This window comes from Actinobacillus minor NM305, from assembly GCF_000175195.1.
GTDB lineage: Bacteria > Pseudomonadota > Gammaproteobacteria > Enterobacterales > Pasteurellaceae > Haemophilus_A > Haemophilus_A minor.
Genome location: NZ_ACQL01000085.1, coordinates 36,845 through 56,600 on the forward strand (window position 1 = coordinate 36,845; position 19,756 = coordinate 56,600).

At 40.4% G+C, this 19,756-nt stretch carries 20 protein-coding genes and 1 tRNA gene; 12 read left to right on the top strand and 9 right to left on the bottom strand.

Annotated features, from left to right (window positions below; genetic code table 11):
* Nucleotides 1-5: 5 nt before the first annotated feature.
* From efeO to AM305_RS04460, 4 genes are all read right to left on the bottom strand, one after another.
* Entirely contained in the window at nt 6-818 is an 813-nt protein-coding gene (efeO, locus tag AM305_RS04445) for an iron uptake system protein EfeO (protein WP_005823485.1), read from the bottom strand.
* Nucleotides 819-985: 167 nt separating this feature from the next.
* Nucleotides 986-1,075 (bottom strand) — tRNA-Ser (locus AM305_RS04450).
* Between the two features lie 98 nt (nt 1,076-1,173).
* The gene (gene trmA / locus AM305_RS04455) at nt 1,174-2,283 is read right to left on the bottom strand and encodes a tRNA (uridine(54)-C5)-methyltransferase TrmA (protein WP_005823487.1); all 1,110 of its coding nucleotides are present in this window, start codon (nt 2,281-2,283) and stop codon (nt 1,174-1,176) included.
* Between the two features lie 74 nt (nt 2,284-2,357).
* Nucleotides 2,358-2,690 carry a MaoP family protein gene (locus tag AM305_RS04460; RefSeq protein ID WP_005817821.1) on the bottom strand — a complete coding sequence of 111 codons (333 nt, stop codon included), beginning with the start codon at nt 2,688-2,690 and terminating at the stop codon, nt 2,358-2,360.
* Between the two features lie 162 nt (nt 2,691-2,852).
* Here AM305_RS04460 and AM305_RS04465 point away from each other — a divergent pair, with 162 nt between their 5' ends.
* The 6 genes from AM305_RS04465 to AM305_RS04495 all read left to right on the top strand — a co-directional run bounded on the left by AM305_RS04465 (nt 2,853) and on the right by AM305_RS04495 (nt 7,639).
* Nucleotides 2,853-3,707, top strand: coding sequence for a virulence factor BrkB family protein (locus AM305_RS04465; RefSeq protein WP_005823488.1), 855 nt, complete (start codon nt 2,853-2,855; stop codon nt 3,705-3,707).
* Nucleotides 3,682-4,116 carry a D-aminoacyl-tRNA deacylase gene (dtd, locus tag AM305_RS04470; RefSeq protein WP_005823489.1) on the top strand — a complete coding sequence of 145 codons (435 nt, stop codon included), beginning with the start codon at nt 3,682-3,684 and terminating at the stop codon, nt 4,114-4,116. The genes AM305_RS04465 and dtd overlap by 26 nt, the downstream gene beginning before the upstream one ends.
* Before the next feature lie 360 nt (nt 4,117-4,476).
* Complete coding sequence (gene dapD, locus AM305_RS04480) at nt 4,477-5,301, top strand: 2,3,4,5-tetrahydropyridine-2,6-dicarboxylate N-succinyltransferase (RefSeq protein WP_005823491.1); 825 nt, start codon at nt 4,477-4,479, stop codon at nt 5,299-5,301.
* A 55-nt stretch (nt 5,302-5,356) separates the two neighbouring features.
* Nucleotides 5,357-6,364: a biotin synthase BioB gene (gene bioB / locus AM305_RS04485; protein WP_005823492.1), complete on the top strand. Its 1,008-nt coding sequence runs from the start codon at nt 5,357-5,359 to the stop codon at nt 6,362-6,364.
* 46 nt (nt 6,365-6,410) lie between these two features.
* Complete coding sequence (aroQ, locus tag AM305_RS04490; RefSeq protein WP_005817831.1) at nt 6,411-6,854, top strand: type II 3-dehydroquinate dehydratase; 444 nt, start codon at nt 6,411-6,413, stop codon at nt 6,852-6,854.
* A gap of 2 nt (nt 6,855-6,856) precedes the next feature.
* Nucleotides 6,857-7,639 (top strand): glycosyltransferase family 32 protein, encoded by a 783-nt coding sequence (locus AM305_RS04495; RefSeq protein ID WP_005823493.1) that lies wholly within the window; start codon nt 6,857-6,859, stop codon nt 7,637-7,639.
* Between the two features lie 73 nt (nt 7,640-7,712).
* Here the strand turns inward: AM305_RS04495 and nhaA are convergent, their stop codons facing one another.
* Nucleotides 7,713-8,882: a Na+/H+ antiporter NhaA gene (gene nhaA, locus AM305_RS04500; RefSeq protein ID WP_005823494.1), complete on the bottom strand. Its 1,170-nt coding sequence runs from the start codon at nt 8,880-8,882 to the stop codon at nt 7,713-7,715.
* A gap of 142 nt (nt 8,883-9,024) precedes the next feature.
* On the opposite strand from nhaA, the gene AM305_RS04505 reads away from it, so the two are divergent.
* From AM305_RS04505 to AM305_RS04530, 6 genes are all read left to right on the top strand, one after another.
* Nucleotides 9,025-9,453 carry an EamA family transporter gene (locus AM305_RS04505; RefSeq protein ID WP_005823495.1) on the top strand — a complete coding sequence of 143 codons (429 nt, stop codon included), beginning with the start codon at nt 9,025-9,027 and terminating at the stop codon, nt 9,451-9,453.
* A gap of 4 nt (nt 9,454-9,457) precedes the next feature.
* Nucleotides 9,458-10,162, top strand: a complete 705-nt coding sequence (locus tag AM305_RS04510) for a 4'-phosphopantetheinyl transferase family protein (protein WP_005823497.1) — start codon at nt 9,458-9,460, stop codon at nt 10,160-10,162.
* A gap of 9 nt (nt 10,163-10,171) precedes the next feature.
* Nucleotides 10,172-10,792, top strand: coding sequence for an ADP-ribose diphosphatase (gene nudF / locus AM305_RS04515; RefSeq protein WP_005823498.1), 621 nt, complete (start codon nt 10,172-10,174; stop codon nt 10,790-10,792).
* 268 nt (nt 10,793-11,060) lie between these two features.
* Nucleotides 11,061-12,275 carry an aromatic amino acid transport family protein gene (locus AM305_RS04520; protein WP_005823499.1) on the top strand — a complete coding sequence of 405 codons (1,215 nt, stop codon included), beginning with the start codon at nt 11,061-11,063 and terminating at the stop codon, nt 12,273-12,275.
* An 82-nt stretch (nt 12,276-12,357) separates the two neighbouring features.
* Nucleotides 12,358-13,572, top strand: coding sequence for an aromatic amino acid transport family protein (locus AM305_RS04525; protein WP_005823500.1), 1,215 nt, complete (start codon nt 12,358-12,360; stop codon nt 13,570-13,572).
* 49 nt (nt 13,573-13,621) lie between these two features.
* The gene (locus AM305_RS04530; RefSeq protein WP_005823501.1) at nt 13,622-14,242 is read left to right on the top strand and encodes a beta-phosphoglucomutase family hydrolase; all 621 of its coding nucleotides are present in this window, start codon (nt 13,622-13,624) and stop codon (nt 14,240-14,242) included.
* 87 nt (nt 14,243-14,329) lie between these two features.
* Here the strand turns inward: AM305_RS04530 and AM305_RS04535 are convergent, their stop codons facing one another.
* From AM305_RS04535 to glyS, 4 genes are all read right to left on the bottom strand, one after another.
* Nucleotides 14,330-16,207 carry an SLC13 family permease gene (locus AM305_RS04535; RefSeq protein WP_005823502.1) on the bottom strand — a complete coding sequence of 626 codons (1,878 nt, stop codon included), beginning with the start codon at nt 16,205-16,207 and terminating at the stop codon, nt 14,330-14,332.
* 174 nt (nt 16,208-16,381) lie between these two features.
* Nucleotides 16,382-17,284, bottom strand: coding sequence for a tyrosine recombinase XerC (xerC, locus tag AM305_RS04540; protein ID WP_005823503.1), 903 nt, complete (start codon nt 17,282-17,284; stop codon nt 16,382-16,384).
* 6 nt (nt 17,285-17,290) lie between these two features.
* Nucleotides 17,291-17,581 (bottom strand): DUF5377 family protein, encoded by a 291-nt coding sequence (locus tag AM305_RS04545; protein WP_005823504.1) that lies wholly within the window; start codon nt 17,579-17,581, stop codon nt 17,291-17,293.
* Between the two features lie 81 nt (nt 17,582-17,662).
* Nucleotides 17,663-19,732: a glycine--tRNA ligase subunit beta gene (gene glyS / locus AM305_RS04550; RefSeq protein ID WP_005823505.1), complete on the bottom strand. Its 2,070-nt coding sequence runs from the start codon at nt 19,730-19,732 to the stop codon at nt 17,663-17,665.
* Between the last annotated feature and the right edge of the window lie 24 nt (nt 19,733-19,756).

Here is a 19,756-nt window from a genome sequence, read left to right on the forward strand (position 1 = left end):
TATCCTTATTTACCCAAAAGAATACCCATTTGCGCTAAAGGCTCACCTAATTTATTCACCGCTTCCGCCAGTGCTTTAATGTCTTTATCGGTTAAATCTGTATAAGGCACATAATCATAGCCGTCTTTTGATTTATTATGTTTCGCCAATAACACATTCACATCTTGGAAGCGATCAGCAATCTCTTTTGCCAATTTTGCATCTTTTTTCTCTAATTTTGCCTTAAAGATCTCATAAATTTTTTCCGCCCCTTCAATGTTGGCTTTGAAATCATAAAGGTCAGTTTTTGAGAAAATTTCTTCTTCGCCCGTTACTTTTGTGGTGGAGACTTCATTTAACAAATCCACCGCACCGGTAATCATTAAATCAGGGGTGACTTCCGCCGTTGGAATTTTCGCACGTAACTCTTTCACATCTTTAACTAACTGATCAGCGGTCGCTTCTGTGCCTTTTGTGGTATTTTGCTCCCAAAGCACTTTTTCAATTTTATGGAAACCCGACCAATCTTTCTCGGTTTTCCCTTCTTCAGTTAAATCGGCAAGACGGGCATCAATACGCGGGTCTAAATCGCCAAAACTCTCTGCAATTGGCTCTGAACGCTCAAAGTACATACGTGCAAGCGGATAGATTTTTTTCGCATTTTGCACATCGCCGGTTTTTAAATATTCCACAAATTTCTCGGTATCTGTCACTAATTGATCGATTTGCCCAACGACAAATTCCTTATAAGTTTGGGTTTCTTTCGATAAATCCGTTGCAAAGACTGAACTAGCAACAAATAAACTTGAAATCGCAAGGGTGAGAGATTTTAAACGCATAGAAAGCTCCTTTAGTTACAATCAAGAAATGAAATTTATTCTCAATAAGAATAAGGTTTTTACTTAACGTTTGCAAGCAAATTGAATAAAAATAAAGCGGAAGGAGATAAAAGAGACAAAAGAAAAACCGCCTGTTATTTTGCAATAACAAGGCGGTTAGAATTTGATGGCGGAGGAAGTGAGATTCGAACTCACGGAGGGCGTAAACCCTCGCCGGTTTTCAAGACCGGTGCCTTCAACCACTCGACCATTCCTCCGTTGAAAACGAGCGAAATATTATCGATTTATTTCACGCAGGTCAAGTAAAACTTGATAAAGTTTATCTAATTGCTATTTTTTTGAGCTTTTAATAAGCTTAGCTTCGTTTTATGAGCCAAACACCACTTTCAATATGATGAGTAAATGGAAATTGGTCAAATAATGCAGCGCGTTCAATGCGATGAGTTTGAGAAAGTTGTTGTAAATTTTCTGCCAGCGTATTTGGGTTACAAGAGATATATAAAATACGCTCGTAACCTTGCACCATATTAAGAGTATCTGGATCAAGCCCTGCTCTTGGAGGATCAACAAAGATCGTATTGCAATCGTAGCTTTTGAGATCAATACCTTTTAAGCGATTAAATTCCCGCACACCATTCATCGCTTGAGTAAATTCTTCGGCAGACATTCGGATGATTTGTAAGTTATCAATACCATTTTGCTCAATGTTATATTGGGCTGATTGAACCGAAGATTTTGAAATTTCGGTGGCTAACACTTTTCTGAAATTCTCAGCTAATGCAATTGAAAAATTACCATTTCCACAATAAAGCTCAAGCAAATCACCTTGACTATTTTGTGTGCAACTTCTTGCCCATTCCAACATTTTAATGTTCATTTCCGCATTAGGTTGAGTAAAGCTATTTTCAACTTGGCGATAAACATAATTTTTGCCGTGAATAGGTAGCACTTCCTCAACATAGTCGTAATCAAGAGCAATTTTTTGTTTGGTTGCACGACCAATCAGTTGAATACGAAATCCTTGTTCAGTGAGGCGATGTTTCAGCAATTTGGCTTGTTCAACCCACTCTTCATTAAGCGCTTTGTGATAAAGCAAAGAAACCGCAATTTCTCCGCTTAAAGTGCTGAGGTAATCGATCTGAAACAGTTTACGGGTTAGTAATTCATTGCCTTGAATTTCAGCTAAAAGCGATTGCATCATTTTGTTGATGAGTTCATTAGCAATCGGGAATTGATCAACACGATAGCGCTGTTTGGTTTCAGGATCGAACATAATATGATATAGCTCGTTTTCCCCTTTTTCATTTTTATCGTGCCAAACACGAAATTCAGCACGCATGCGGAAATGTTGTGGTTTTGAAGCAAAAACTTCTAACTCAGGTGCTTGGAAAGGAGAAAGTAAAGCGGTTAAATTTGCTACTTTTTTTGCAAGTAAATCGGCGTATTGTTCGGTTGCTAAGATCATATTAAAAATGGAATTGCGGTATTTAATAAAAAAACAAGGTGCAAAAATGCACCCTATCTTCAAGAAAAACAAATTTATTCAGCTGCGCTGAAATCATCTCCAGCATCGCTACCAGCGTTACCGGAAAGGGTGTAAATGCGTTTAGATTTACTGGTTAGAGAACGATATTTTAACCACGCTTTCTCAATGATGCTTTCTGCGATTTCATCGCCTTTCATCACAGCAACAAAACGTTCTTCTTCAGCGGTTTTAGCTTTACGTTCCCCAGTTTCTAATGCTAAACACGCTTGACCATATTGTTCTAAGGTTTGCGCTTCACGAATAGTATAATCGCCGTGGCGAGCAAAACCACGTGGGTAATTTTTATCATCGAAGTAACGACGAGTTACGCTAAAACTTTCTGCCATAATGTGCCTCTTTTTTATACAAATGCAAAAATCTAAAATCGGTCGTCCATTAAAGCAAGGAATAAAAACAAGGTCAAGATTTAATGTTGGTAAGCGGTCGTTTTCTCTTAAAATTTTACATATAATGCCATTATTTGTTGAAATTCAGGGTTAAATTATTCTATGAAATATACTTTGCTCCTCTTTTTCAGGGTGTTTATAAAACGTGCAGAACAAAATCAATTACCCGTTACGGCAGGGTATTTAACCTATAATACAATGTTAGCGATGGTGCCGTTGATTATGGTGGTTTTTTCAGTGTTTACCATTTTTCCATTTTTTACCGAGGCGACCGAGCAACTTAAATCTTTTATTTATGATAATTTTGCACCGAATATAGGCGATGTTGTTCAACAAAATTTAGATAGCTTTGTGAATAATTCTAAGCAAATGGGAATTGTGAGTACCATTGGTTTAGTGGTGGTCGCATTAATGTTGATCCACAACGTAGATAAAGCATTAAATGGGCTATGGCACGAACCACGCAAGCGGTCGATTTTCATTTCATTTTTACTGTATGCCGTGATTTTAGTGCTTGCTCCCCTTGTTGCAGGGGTTAGCATTGCAATTACCTCTTACATAATGTCGTTAAGTTTATTTAATGAAGTAGCAACATTTTCGCTAACCACAACATTACTGAACTACACGCCTTTTTTACTGATTTGGTTATTATTTACTTTGATTTATAAATTTGTTCCTAATACACCGGTCAAATTTAAACACGCTTGTATGGGAGCATTGTTTGCAGGGATCTTCTTTACGTTAGGGAAACAAGCCTTTATTTGGTATATCACAACATTTCCTTCTTATCAGGCGATTTATGGTGCATTAGCGGTATTGCCCATTATGTTGCTATGGATACACCTCAGCTGGCAAGTGGTCTTATTAGGCGGACAATTTGCCGCCGTATTAAAAGAACTCGAAATGATTAAACAGGAGAAAAAAGACAAAAATGATAGCATTAATTCAACGTGTTAAATGGGCAAAGGTTGAGGTAGAAGACCGAATTGTGGGCGAAATTGATCACGGTTTATTGGTTTTATTGGGCGTAGAGCAAGGCGATGATCAGGCAAAATCCGACCGTTTATTAGAAAAGGTGCTACATTATCGTGTCTTTGCTGATGATCAAGGTAAAATGAACCTGAATGTTCAACAAGCCGGCGGCAGTGTATTGGTCGTTTCTCAATTTACGTTAGCGGCAGATACGCAGAAAGGGCTACGCCCAAGTTTTTCACGTGGTGCGCATCCGAGTGAGGCAAATGCATTATATGAGTACTTTTGCCGCCAATCTGCAGAAAAAATTACAACACAAACAGGCGAATTTGCGGCAGATATGCAAGTAAGTTTGCAAAATGATGGACCTGTAACTTTTTGGTTACAGGTTTAGTGAGATTGAATTTCTAGTGGAAAAGAATGGCGTTCTATGTTAGGGTCTGTTTAGCTTTCAATAAAAGGCAGCGACGGAGCTTATTTTTTGCCCAATCAAGGCGAAAAAACTGCCGTTTAGTTATTCTAAACAAAGTTTTTTTAACGCAGAGTGGGCAAAAAAGAAGCCCGTCCCTTCGGGTTGTGCCTAAAAAAGCCCTCGCCGTCGTTGTAAAACTTGTCAATAGTCCCGCTATTAACGGCGTTTTACGCCTAGCCGAGGGCTTTTTTAGACGACAACGCAGCTTTTTATTGAAAGCTAAACAGACCCTAAACTAGGCGTCTTTTCCCTTTTATTTATCTGTTATTAAGGAACACAACAATGTCTTTACAAGCAATTATTGAAGCGGCATTTGAACGCCGTGCTGAAATTACACCAAAAACAGTTGATGCAGAAACACGTACTGCGATTGAAGAGGTTATCAAAGGTTTAGATAACGGCTCTTTACGTGTTGCAGAAAAAATTGATGGCGAATGGGTTGTAAACCAATGGGTGAAAAAAGCGGTATTACTTTCATTCCGTATCAATGATAATGAAGTGATCGATGGCGCAGAAACAAAATATTACGATAAAGTGCCAACAAAATATGGTCAATATACCGAAGAACAATTTAAAGCTGACGGCATCCGTGCTGTACCGGGTGCTGTTGTTCGTCAAGGTTCACACATTGAGAAAAACGTGGTGTTAATGCCATCATTCGTAAACATCGGCGCTTATGTTGGCGAAGGTACAATGGTGGACACTTGGGTAACAGTGGGTTCTTGTGCACAAATCGGTAAAAACGTGCATTTATCAGGTGGCGTGGGTATCGGCGGTGTGTTAGAGCCGTTACAAGCAAACCCAACGATTATCGGTGATAACTGCTTTATTGGTGCGCGTTCTGAAATCGTAGAAGGTGTGATTGTTGAAGACGGTTGTGTGATCTCAATGGGTGTATTCATTGGTCAATCAACACGAATTTATGACCGTGAAACAGGCGAAATTTACTACGGACGTGTACCGGCCGGCTCTGTAGTGGTTTCAGGTAGCCTTCCTGCAAAAGATGGTTCACACAGCTTATACTGTGCAGTGATCGTGAAAAAAGTGGATGCGAAAACCTTAGGTAAAGTGGGTCTTAACGACTTATTACGTTCTATCGAAGAGTAATTTTCGCACTGAATGGCACAAGCAACGGCTTGTGCCTCTTTTTTGGAGATCTTGTATGACGACCTATTCGCTACGTTTAAAAGCCAAAAATGAGCTCACGCCGCATCCAACGGCACAATATTGGCGTAAATGCCAAGTTGAAGAACTTTTTGATTTGCCTTTTATGGACTTAGTTTTTCGGGCGGCAGAAATTCATCGACAACATTTTGATCCAAATGCCATTCAACTTTCTACGCTACTTTCCATTAAAACGGGCGGTTGCGCTGAAGATTGTGAGTATTGCCCACAATCTGCCCGCTATGACACGGGTGTTGAAAAGCAAAGTATGCTTGATGTGAACTATATTGTTGAGAAAGCCCAAATTGCCAAGGCTCGAGGCGCAAGCCGTTTTTGTATGGGTGCTGCGTGGCGAGGTCCAAAACCTAAAGATATTGAAACGGTTTCCGCCATCATTAAAGCGGTCAAATCCCTAGGTTTAGAAACCTGCGGTACTTTCGGTATGTTAGAAGAAGGTATGGCGGAAGATTTAAAAGAAGCCGGGTTAGATTACTACAATCATAATTTAGATACCGATCCGGAACGTTATCATCAGGTCATTCATACTCGTTCTCACGATGATCGAATGGATACATTAGGTAAAGTGCGCTCTGCAGGGTTAAAAATCTGTTGCGGCGGTATTGTGGGTATGAATGAAACAAGAGCGGAAAGAGCAGGGCTTATCGCCAGTTTAGCCAATCTTGATCCTCAACCGGAAAGCGTACCAATTAACCAATTGGTTAAAGTGGCAGGCACACCACTTGAGAATGCAGAAGACCTAGATTGGACAGAATTCGTGAGAACCATTGCCGTTGCGCGCATTACGATGCCAAAAAGTTATGTTCGCCTTTCAGCTGGACGCAGCAATATGCCGGAAGCTATGCAAGCCTTATGTTTTATGGCCGGCGCAAACTCAATCTTTTACGGGGATAAATTATTAACGACCGAAAACCCAGAAGAAGATGGCGATAGAGTACTAATGGAAAAATTGAATTTATACCCATTAAGCTGTTCGAATGCTGAATGATACTTGCAAAATCTTGCTCATTTTTAACCGCTTGTAAGGAAATACAATGAAAAAAATCTTGTTATTAAACGGCCCTAATTTAAATATGCTCGGTAAGCGAGAGCCTCATATTTATGGATCACAAACCTTAGCCGATATTGAAAACCACCTCCAACAATTAGCCGAAGCGAGAGGTTATTGCCTAGAGTATTTTCAAGCAAATGGGGAAGAGCCGATTATTAACCGTATTCATCAAGCATTCCAAAATACCGATTTTATTATTATTAACCCTGGTGCTTTTACTCATACAAGTGTTGCTATTCGCGATGCTTTATTAGCGGTTGCAATTCCTTTTGTCGAGGTGCATTTATCAAATGTTCACGCCCGAGAGCCGTTTCGTCATCACTCTTATTTAAGCGATGTGGCAAAAGGCGTGATTTGTGGCTTAGGGGCAAAAGGGTATGAATATGCGCTGGATTTTGTGATTTCCCAATTAGAAAAAGAGAAATAATTATGGCAGTAAAATATGAAAAGTTGATTGTGGTATGCAATGGCTTATTCCGTTTATTAGGCAATATTGTCAAAATTTTAAGTTATCCATTTCACGCGGTTTTTCCCAAAAAACGTTTTACCATTCCGGAATTTAGCCCTGCGAAGCTAAAATCAGAAAGAACGGATAAAATTACGCCAATCATTTGGCAAACGAATTATTCAAATAAAGTTACACTTCCAATGTATTGTAACTACTTGTTTAACCGTTTAATGTCATTGAGTTATGACTATCGCTATGTGAGTACAGAAGCGCGTGAAGCCTATATCAAACAAAATGCTGATGAACGCATTTTTAACGCATATAGCAAATTAACTGATGGCGCAGCTCAGGCTGATTTTTGGCGAGTATTTACTTTATGGAAAGAAGGCGGTATTTATATTGATATCGATGGGCATTTAGTTTTCCCTCTTTCACAAATTATTCAGCCGAATGATAGCGAAGTGTTAATTAAACGCCGTGATAAATACACAAATTTCTTTTTAGCGTGTGAAAAAGGTCATCCGATTATGCAACAGACCTTGGAAATTATCGTCAGTAACATTGAAAATCGCAGAATTGAAGGTGGTGTTTTTGTGATGACCGGACCTGATACACTTAATAGCGCAATCGGTAATCAACAAGTGAATACACGCCGAGATAAAGTAACTTGTGCGCAAGGGACATTTACGAACGAGCATTTTCAATATATTGATAAACCTCGTAGTAAGTGGAACTACAAGAAGAATGAAGAGCTTTTAAAGTAGGTAAAAACAAGCGGTCGGAATGGGCTAATTTATTGCAAATTCCGACCGTTTCACTTTATGGAACTTTAGCGTTTTAAGCTTTCTTAGTTGTGTATTTTAATAAGAAATACCCCACAATAGCCGAGATATTTGTCCCAATAAGAATACCTAACTGAGCCATTGGCAACAAGGTTTCATCAGTTTGATTATTGCCAAAAGCAAGAGAAGCAATAAAGACGGACATGGTAAATCCGATACCACATAAAACGGCAATCGCAAAAATTTGTTTGAAATTGATTCCTTCAGGGAGTTTTGCCAATCTCAGTAGAACAGAAGCATAACTGAAAAGGAAAACACCAACCGGTTTACCAATAATAAGTCCTAATGCAATCCCTAGCGGTAATGGTGAAGTTAGTTTTTCAAGGCTCATCCCTTCAAAAGATACGCCTGCATTTGAGAAGGCAAAGAGCGGTAAAATCACAAACGAGCACCATGGTGCTAAAATATGTTCTAAGTGATAAAGTGGCGTTTCACCATTTTTCCCACGTAACGGAATACAAAAACCAATAATAACGCCGGCTAAGGTGGCGTGCACCCCCGATTTAAGTACCGAAGCCCATAAAATAGAACCAATAATGGCATAGTTGATTAGACCCGTCACTTTGTAGCGGTTCATCGCAAATAAAATAAGAATAGCAATTGCGGCAATACTTAACGCAAGGGTACTCATCTCGTGCGAGAAGAAAAGCGCAATAACCACAATTGCCCCTAAGTCATCAATAATCGCTAGGGCAAGTAAGAACATTTTTAATGCTGGCGGCACTTGTTTGCTTAATAAAGCAACAATACCTAAAGCAAAGGCAATATCGGTTGCCATTGGAATTGCCCAACCACTCAAGTATTCTGGATTATTTTGGTTAATGAACCAATAAATCAGCGCCGGAACAACCATTCCACCAACAGCAGCGAAAGCAGGAAAAACTGCTTTTTGCACACTAGAAAGAGATCCTTCAAAAAGCTCACGTTTTACTTCTAATCCCACAAGAATAAAGAAAACCGCCATAAAGCCATCATTGATCCACATAAGAAGTGGCTTATCAATGCTAAATGCACCGATTTTTAAGATAACTTCAGTTTGTAAAAAGCTAAAGTAATGTGGGCTTAAACTGCTATTTGCAAAAATCATTGCTAGAATGGCAGATACTAATAATAAAATCCCTCCTGAGGATTCCATTTTAAGAAAATTTTGAATTTGCCTGATCATTTTCACTCCTTTTTATGCTTATTCATCAATGAATTTAATTTATCTTATAACATTTTTTTAGCAAAATATCAGCTATTTCAGGTATAAAGTTTGCTAAACTAGCACTCGACCGTTATTTTCTTATGCATCTTAGGGATGAATTATGTCGAACCAATGGCTTTACTGGGCATTAGCTTCTGCAGTATTTGCTTCACTCACAGCAATTTTTGCGAAAGTAGGTTTACAAGGCGTAGACTCGGATTTTGCTACGTTTATTCGAACCGTTGTGATTATTTTGGCGCTTATTTTATTTTTAACCTACACGTCAAAATGGCAACCGTTAAGTTCATTAAGTAGTAAAAACTGGCTTTTTCTGGTGCTTTCAGGGTTAGCCACGGGGGCATCTTGGCTAGCTTATTTTAAAGCCTTACAAATGGGCAATGCCTCACAAGTTGCGCCAATTGATAAATTCAGTTTGGTTTTAGTTGCGGTTTTTGCGGTAATATTTTTAGGCGAAAGACCGAGTAATCAAGATTGGCTGGGTATCGGTTTAGTGGCGGCTGGTGTGCTAACGTTAGCGTTAAAACGGTAAACTTATGACCATTTTTGATGTTGTATTTGCTCATCACGATGAGCCTATTGATGCTACAAATTTACCGCCTGCGAATTTAACCGAACGGCAATTAAAACGTTGGAAAAGCCGTCAAATGGCGGATTTCTTGTTGAGAAAATTATTTGAGAAGCATCATTTAGATGAGTGTTGGCTAGTCAATATTCAGCGTACAGAAAGTGGGCGTCCTTATGTAACATTGCCACATATTGATTTTAATATTACCCATTCAGGTGATTGGGTAGCGGTCATTTTTTCTTACTCTTTTACGAATGAAAAGAAAGCTGTTGGCATTGATTTAGAGCATCCGCAAAAGATACGGCGGTTTGAAGCATTAATTCGTCATTATGCTAATCCAGAGGAAATAGAGCAGCTGCTTGAAACCAATATAACTATTTTGCCGGAATTAGCCTCTCGTTTTTATTTGAGTTGGTGCTTGCGAGAAGCTGTATTAAAATCGCAAGGGGTCGGCATCGTTAAGCTATCCGAAGTGCAACATCTGCCGGCAGATTATCAAATCAACACCGCATATAGCCCATCAGGGTATTTGATGTTTTATCATCAATTTCCCTTCTTTTTGGCTTATTTTATGCAAGAAAGCGAACAAAGTATCCATCATTTATTTCAATGGAAAGCGGGAAAGTTGCAAAAAATTGAGCAATTTCAACCGCTTGTTTATCGTGTTAATTAGGGAGTTTATATGAGTAATGTGCTTCAATTCGGGCATCAGGATTTAGAAATTTTAAAAGAAGAAACGGTATATAAAGGGCATTTTGAGTTAAAGAAAATCCATTTTCGCCATAAATTATTCTCTGGTGGCGTAAGCGGTGAGGTGGTTCGCGAGCTTTTGCTAAAAGGTGCAGCATCAGCACTTATTGCTTATGATCCGGTAAGAGATAATGTGGTATTAGTGGAGCAGGTTCGTATCGGTGCTTATGAGCCAAATTCAACACGCTCGCCTTGGTTGCTAGAGCTAGTGGCAGGAATGATTGATAAAGAAAATGAAGACCCGGCTGAAGTTGCGATCAGAGAAGCAAAAGAAGAAGCAGGTTTGGTTGTCGAAAATGTAGAATATGCCTTAAGTGTATGGGACAGCCCTGGCGGACAGCTTGAACGTTTACATCTTTTCCTCGGTTTAGTGGATAGTTCAAAAGTAGGAAACGGCGAGGTTCACGGCTTGGAAGAAGAGAATGAAGACATTTTAGTGCACGTGATTAGTCGTGAACAGGCATATCAATGGGTACAAGAAGGTAAAATTGATAATGTAATTGCGGTACTTGGTTTACAGTGGTTACAGTTAAATTATCAGCGTTATCAATAATGACGACAGAGTGAGCGAATATCAGGAGAAACTCGCTTTCTATTCAATTTAATATCATTACAGTATTTATTTGTTATTACGATACGAGTAGTACGGTATTATGAATTTTAACCTGCTTTGATGCATATCAATGCAGGTTTTTTTATTCCCCATTTGTAAACTAATCTTTACACTACCAAAAATATTTTACAAAATTCTCATATTTTTGTGGAAAAAACGCTTTTTTCTATTAAAATCGGGTTGTTCATTTTTATTGACAGGTGTTTATATGAAAAATAAAACATTAGGAAGCACCTTAATCGTTGCAGGAACAACGATTGGTGCGGGTATGCTTGCTATGCCGCTGACTTCAGCCGGGATGGGTTTTGGTTTTACTGTGGCGTTGTTAATTGCCTTATGGTTATTGTTGTGCTTTAGTGCGTTGTTGTTTGTGGAAGTTTATCAAACCGTAGAAAGTGATGCAGGGATTGGGACTTTAGCGGAGAAATACTACGGTACTTTTGGGCGTATTGTTTCGACAACCGTGTTGATCGTTTTCTTATATGCGATTTTGTCCGCTTATGTGTCGGGTGGTAGCTCCATTTTGGCAAGTATATTGCCAACTATTGTTGATGCAGAAACCACAACCAAAATTGCCGGTGTGATTTTCACGGTGTTTTTTGGCTCGTTTATTGTAATTGGCACAACCAGCGTGGACGTAATCAACCGTATTTTGTTTACCACAAAAATTTTGGCGTTTGTGTTGGTGTTATTTTTGCTGTTGCCAAAAGTCTCTCTTGATAACTTATTGGAAATGCCGATTAACAATGCGTTATTGATTTCTGCAAGCCCCGTGTTTTTCACGGCGTTTGGCTTCCACGGCTCGATCCCAAGTTTAAATAAATACTTGGAAGGGAATGTGAAAGCATTACGCATTTCTATTTTAGTGGGAACGTCTATTCCGCTTATCGCCTATATTTTGTGGCAATTAGCTACTCACGGTGTATTAAGCCAAACAGAATTTTTGAAAATCTTAGAACAAGATCCAACCTTAAATGGTTTAGCCGAAGCAGTACGCCAAATTACGGGCAGCACGATGATTAGCGTCGTGGTAAAAATTTTCTCTGCTTTAGCGTTGGTCACTTCTTTCTTAGGTGTGGCATTGGGTTTATTTGAAGCATTAGAAGATTTGCTCAAACGAGTGAAAATCAATGCAGGGCGTAAAACATTAGGCTTATTAACCTTTATTCCACCAATGCTTTTTGCATTCTTCTATCCAAAAGGATTTATTACCGCGTTAGGCTATGCAGGACAAATGTTTGCCTTCTATGCGATTGTGTTACCGATTGCGATGGTTTGGAAATTGCGTAATCAATCGCCTGAGTTAGCGTATCGCGTGAAAGGCGGCAATGCTTCGCTGATTATTGCTTTAGCAATCGGGGTATTTATTGTGATTGTACCATTCTTAATTGAACAAGGTTGGTTACCGCAGGTTGTGGGTTAATGATTATGGTTTCAAGCGGTGGAATTTGGGGAAATTTCTGCAAAATTCGACCGCCTGCACAAAATAAAATGTAGGAGAAAAAATGAAGAATAAAATTTTGGGTAGTGCATTAATGATTGCAGGCACGACCATTGGTGCCGGTATGCTTGCTATGCCTTTAACTTCAGCAGGTATGGGCTTTGGTATGACATTAGTGTTGTTAGTGGGGTTATGGCTATTGCTTACTTATACAGGCTTGCTCTTTATGGAAGCCTATCAAACTGCTAAACGCCCTGATGTTGGGGTGGCAAGTCTAGCAGAACAATACTTTGGTATGGCAGGGCGTGTTTTAGCCACAGTCAGTTTGCTGATTTTGTTATATGCCTTATTAGCTGCTTATATCACTGGCGGTGGCTCGTTAGTATCTGGATTACTCCCTGAAGCGGAAGGAGACACCAATCTTAAAATCGGGATTTTATTATTTACCTTTATTTTAGGCGCCTTCGTTGTGGTGGGTATTAAAGGGGTTGATGGGTTAACTCGCTTGTTATTTATCGGTAAAATCGTTGCCTTTATCTTTGTCTTACTGATGATGTTGCCAAAAGCAAAATTAGAAAATCTAACCGCCGTGCCATTAGATAATTTACTTGTGATTTCAGCAGTGCCGATTTTCTTTACATCATTTGGTTTCCACGTGATTATGGGCAGTATCAACAGCTACCTTGAAGCAGATATTCGTAAAATTCGTTTAGCAATTTTAATCGGTACAATGATCCCACTTTCAGCTTATTTATTATGGCAATTAGCTACCCACGGGGTATTAAGCCAAAATGAATTTGTCGGCTTACTAAACCAAGATCCAACCTTAAACGGCTTAGTAAAAGCAACAAGCCAAATTACAGGTAGCACAATCTTAGGCGAAATGGTGCGAATTTTCTCCGCACTTGCGTTAATTACCTCTTTCCTTGGTGTTGCTATGGGGATTTTTGAAGGGGTCAGCGATTTATTAAAACGCGTAAGATTACCGCATAACCGCTTTATGCTTACGCCGTTAACCTTTATTCCACCGCTTGTCTTTGCGTTATTCTATCCAAACGGCTTTATTGCCGCATTAGGTTACGCCGGTTTACTCTTTGCTTTCTACGGCTTAATTTTACCGATTGGCTTAGCCTGGAGAACGCGTCAATTACACCCTAACTTGCCTTATCGTGTTGCAGGTGGAAATATCGGTTTAGTTTTGGCTCTTATTATGGGGATTATCATTATTGTGATCCCATTCCTAATTCAAGCAGGTATTTTGCCAAGCGTTGCCGGTTAATTTTATTGAATATGCCCCTTGCGAGGGGCTTTTTTATGAGGCAGAAAAAATGTTAAAAGAAGAGATTTTAGAACAATACCAAGCATTGATTTTTGATATGGACGGCACTTTGATTGATACGATGTCAAGCCATGCACTTGCTTGGGAAAAAGCAGGAAAAGTATTCGGCTATGATGTAAAAGGTGATGTGATGTATCAATTAGGTGGGGCAACCTCTTTTACTATTGCAAAAGCGATTATGGAGCAATATCAAGTGCCTGAACATTATTTAGAACAGTTTGTGCAAATAAAACGAGAAATCGCAACACAAATGATTTTGGAAAATTCGACTTTGTTACCCGCTTTTGATATCGTGAAAAATCAATTTGGTAAAAAACCAATGGCATTAGGCACAGGCTCTCATCGAAAATTAGTCGAGTTGCTATTTAATCGTTTTCAATTAACACCTTACTTTCAAGTTGTGGTGGATTCCGAAGATGTTACAAAGCACAAGCCTGATCCGGAAACATTTTTACGTTGCGCAGAAAAATTAGGCGTGAAGCCAGAGCATTGTTTAGTTTTTGAAGATGCTGATTTAGGTGTGCAAGCAGCATTAGCCGGCGGAATGGATGTGTTTGATGTTAGAACACTGAAGATTACGAAGGCTGGAAAATACTTTGATCAGAAATGAAACAGATGGCCAAAAATAGATTTTATCTAAATCGCAAATGTTAGAAAAAACGACCGCTTGTAAAAGATATACCAAGCGGTCGAATTTTTATAATGGAAAGAAAACTGGCACAAGGAATACAGTGGCAAGCATGACCAAAATGGTAAATGGCACGCCGATTTTAACAAAATCCATAAAGCGATAACCGGCAGGTCCTATTACCATCGTATTAACCGGCGAAGAAATTGGGGTCATAAAGGCGGCAGAAGAAGCAATCGCAATAACCATTACTAATGCCGTTGGCGAATAGCCCAATTGTTTGGCTACTTCAATGGCAATCGGTGCCATCAAAATGGCTGTTGCTGTATTTGAAATAAATAAGCCAACCACTGCGGTTAAAGCAAATAAGCCTAATAGAATAAAATAAGCATTCGTCTGTGCTCCACCGGTTATGCGGATAAATTCTTCCACCATCAGACTTACTCCGCCCGTTTTTTGCATGGCGATGGAGAACGGCATCATTCCCACAATCAAAATCAAACTTGGGAAATGAATAGAATCATAAGCAGATTTCATATCAATACAACGGAACTTACCGAGTAAAAGGCAGGCTATTAACGCCGCAATGACATTCGGTACAACGCCGGTAATCATCAATACCACCATCAAGAATACGGAAAAGAGTGCATGTGGCGCTTGGCTTGCGGCCGGTACTGCCAATTTACTCTCTTTTGGTAACCCTAATAGAAAGAAGTCTTTACGCTCTTTAGCAAGTGTTGCTATCTTCGACCAAATCCCCATGACCAACAGGATATCGCCTGACTGGATCGTTTCATTTAATAGATCGTTATGTAAAATCGTTTTCTCACGCTTAATGCCAATAATGCTTAATCCATAAGAAGAACGAAAACGTAATTCAGGAATCGTACAGCCAATGGTCTCTGTTTCCGGCATAACTGCAAGTTCTGCCATGCCTACGGATTTTGCTTGTGTTGAAAAATAGCTGCCTTTTAATTCAATTTGTTGAAGTTTAAAGAGTTCGCATAATTCAAGAAAACGCACTTCATCGACACCAATATCGATCAATAAAATATCTTTTTTCTGTAATTGATCATTGCCATAAGCGGCAATCGTAATATGACGGAAATTCTTAAAACGCTGAATCGCAATAATGTTCATCTGATAAACTGAACGAAGCTTTAATTCATCAATCGTTTTGCCAATCAGAGGGGAATCTTCTTGCAAAATAACCATTTTTGCTCGACCATTAAGCCCATATTCTTCGATCAATTTCGCCATCGAATCTTCGTTGTTATTGTTTATGTTGTTTGCAACACCATCATCTAACCAACGGCGAGCAACTAACATATACAGAATCCCCAACCCAAGAATCACGATACCGATAGGCGTAAAACTAAAGAAATGAAAGCCTTGATAACCTGCCTTTACCAATTCTGAATGGGTAACAAGGTTTGGTGCGGTCGCAATTAATGTCATCATACCGCTGATTAACCCTGCCACACTTAATGGCATCATTAAGCGGCGAGGGGAGATGTTCATACCGGCACAAATCGCTAAAACGACAGGAATAAAAATCGCCACAATGCCCGTTGAGCTCATAAAAGAACCCAGCACACCAATGGATAGCATTAATAAGACAAGAACTTTTGTTTCGCTTGCGCCGGCAACCCGCATTAACCAATCGCTGATTCCATTTGCCACACCGGTACGGGCTAAGCCCTCGCCGATAATATACAGCAACGCCAATAACACGATATTTGGATCGCTCAAACCGGCAAAGATTTCTTGAGTGGTTAAAATGCCGCTTAAACTAAAACCAAGCATCACTAATAATGCCACCACATCCATTCTGAGCTTATTTTGAATGAAAAGAATAATAGCGATAGCAAGGAGTGCCAACACAATAAATAAAGGTTGGAATACCATATCAGGCAGGTAAGAAAAAAGAGAATTTAAGGTATTCATAGCCACCTCAATTGCAAAATATCAGAAAAATTAGACCGCTTTAGATTGATGACAAACCCTATACGAGCCGTATAGGGCTCTTTTTTCAGCCCCAGTGGGGCTGGGCTTAACGAACCTAGCACGGCTCGTGCTAGGTCAGCAAAATCAATTTTGTCAGCAACCTACGCTTAAAATCTATGCCTTTTTCTTTCTCGCTCTAGGATGAGCCGCATCATACACTTTTGCTAAATGTTGAAAATCCAAATGGGTATAAATTTGCGTGGTCGCCAAACTACTATGCCCGAGCAATTCTTGCACGGCACGTAAATCGCCCGAGCCTTCCAACATATGGGTCGCAAAAGAGTGTCGAAGTTTGTGGGGGTGCAAATGCGTTTCCAATCCTTGCTTTCTCCCCCACTTTTCCATAATGAGCTGAATTGAGCGATGAGACAAGCGTCCCCCTCGATTATTAAGAAAAACCGCATTATCTTGAGGATTAAAACGCATACGCACCTCAAGCCAACGGTGTATCGCTTCAAGTGCTTTCGAGCCAATTGGCACAATACGCTCTTTATTTCCTTTACCGAGTAAACGTACTTCTCGAGTGGATAAATCCATGCGGTCAAGATCTAACCCTTGTAATTCGGAAAGCCGTAACCCCGAGCTGTACATCAGCTCCATCATCGCCAAATCACGAATTTCTAAAGGCTTGGTCGCTTCTGTATTTAGTAATTGAGCAACCTGCTCAGCATCCACATTTTTAGGTAAATGTCGCCCTACTTTTGGGGCTTTAATCCCAAGAGCAGGATTTGCCTGCAGTTGTTCATTTTTGACTAAATAAGCAAACCACTGTCGTAATGCAACGAGCCTTACACCGATACTTTTAGCGCCTAAACCTTGTTTATGGCTTTGGCTCAAAATCCAGCGAATAACCGAAGCGTCCACCTCTTGCCACGAGCTGATTTGCTGCTGCTTTAACATCGCACAGACAGCTTGTAGCTGGCGTTGATAGTTACTCAACGTATGAGGACTTACTTGTTTTTCTGCCCGAAGATAATCCCAATAAGGCTGTATTTGAGTGTAAAGCGTATTGTCCATCACAAATTAAGCTAAACCTAATTGCCCAATTTTCACGCCCACATTACCTAATGCCACAGGGCTTAGATACTGACCCAAGAATTCAAATAATTCATCTAAATCTGTGAATTCACGTTGCACTTTAATATCATCTTCTACTTTACGTACAAATGAATAGATTGCTTTTGTTTCTGAGATTTTTGCCTCAAGAGTAATATAAACGGTTTCAAAAAAATGATTTACATTGCCTTCTTCGCCTGGATCACTCACGCGAACATTCCAATGATTACTAAATAAAACTTCGGTTTTAATTGACATGTTTACCTCTAAAGATGATGTTAAATTTGCAAAAAATGACTAGAAATAGACCGCTTAAACAAGCGGTCTAATTTATTTAGATTATTGCAACAACGAAATATCCGCCACCTGTAAGAACAAGTTACGTAAGTTGTTTAGAATTGCTTGACGGTTTTGGCGAAGTTTTGGATCTTCGGCATTAACCATCACTTTATCGAAGAAGTTATCCACCACTTCACGTAAACCGGCTAAGCGGTCAAGTGCGGTTTGATATTCGCCTTTTTCAAATAGTGGCGCAAGCTCTGCTTGTAATGTAATTACTTGTTCTGCAAGGGCTTTTTCTTCCGCTTCCACTAATAAAGTGCGGTCGATTTCTGATGAAATTTCGCCTTCTACTTTCGCCAAAATATTACTCACACGCTTATTCGCTGCTGCCAATGCTTCTGCACTGTCTAAGGTGCGGAAATGCGACACTGCACGCACACGCGCATCGAAGTCCGCCGGGCGAGTTGGACGGCGAGCGAGAACCGCTTGGATAACGTCCACCGCAATGCCTTCATCTTGATACCACGCACGGAAACGACCGAGCATAAAGTCCACCACTTCTTCTACAACATTGCTGTTGGTAAGCTTGTCGCCAAACAATTTCGCTGAAGTTGCCACTAAATCGCTCAGATCAAGCGGTAAGTTTTTCTCTACAATAATGCGTAACGCACCAAGTGCTGCACGGCGTAAAGCGAATGGGTCGGCACTGCCTTTTGGCGCTTGACCGATACCGAAAATCCCCGTGAGCGTATCAAATTTATCCGCTAACGCAACAGAACTTGCCACCAACGATTTCGGTAACTCATCGCCTGCAAAGCGTGGCATATATTGCTCGTTCAACGCCACTGCCACTTCTTCATCTTCGCCATCGTGACGGGCATAGTGCATACCCATTACGCCTTGCGTATCGGTAAACTCAAACACCATATTGGTCATTAAATCACATTTTGACAACAAACCGGCACGTTTCGCTTTGGTTTCATCGGCACCAATTTGTTTTGCAATTTCGCCTGCAAGCTGTTCAATGCGAGCGGTTTTGTCACGCAATGTTCCAAGTTGTTGTTGGAACAACACGGTTTCTAAACGTGGTAACTGATCTTCCAAACGTTGTTTTAAGTCGGTTTTGAAGAAGAATTCCGCATCGGTCAAACGTGGACGAACTACTTTTTCGTTCCCTTCGATGATTTTGCTTGGATCTTCAGGGTTGATGTTCGACACAAAGATAAAGTGCGGTAGCAATTTGCCCTCTTTATCATAAATCGGGAAGTATTTTTGGTCGCCTTTCATTGTGTAAACTAAGGCTTCCGCAGGCACGGCAAGGAAACGCTCTTCAAACTTCGCCGCCAACACGTTCGGATATTCCACTAAAGACGTCACTTCGTCTAACAAGTCTTCTTCAATATCCGCCACACCACCTAAAGCGGTCGCTTTTTCTTGGGCTTTTGCAAGAATTAACGCTTTACGCTCATTGAAGTCCGCAACCACTGAGCCTTTTTCTTTCAACAGCGCAGGGTATTGATCAGCGTGGCTGATTTGGAACTCACGCTCGCCTAAGAAACGGTGACCACGAATAGTCGTGCCGCTTGCAATACCTAAAATTTCGCCTTCAATCAGCTCATCGCCCAACAATAAGGTCACCGTGTGAACAGGACGCACGAACTGCTCGGTTTTATCGCCCCAACGCATTGTTTTCGGGATAGGCAATTTCGCCAACGCATTGCTAATCATACCGACTAACAAGTTTTTGGTCGGCTGACCTTCAATCACCGCACGGTGAACCAGCCATTCGCCTTTGTCGGTAGCAATACGCTCCGCCTGCTCAACGGTAATGCCACAACCTTTCGCCCAGCCTTCCGCTGCTTTGGTCGGCTTACCTTCCGCATCAAACGCCGCCGACACCGCCGGACCACGTTTTTCCACTTCTTTGCTTGGCTGACTAGTCGCAAGCCCCAATACTTTCACCGCTAAACGGCGAGGTGCTGCAAACCATTCCACTTTGTCAAAGCTCAAACCCGCTTGGTTTAATTCCGCTTCAACATTCTCCGCAAACGCAGTCGCTAATTTTTTGAGTGCCTTCGGTGGCAACTCTTCTGTGCCGATCTCGGCTAGGAAGTTTTGTGTTGTCATTTTGTGTTCTCTCTAAGGAAATAT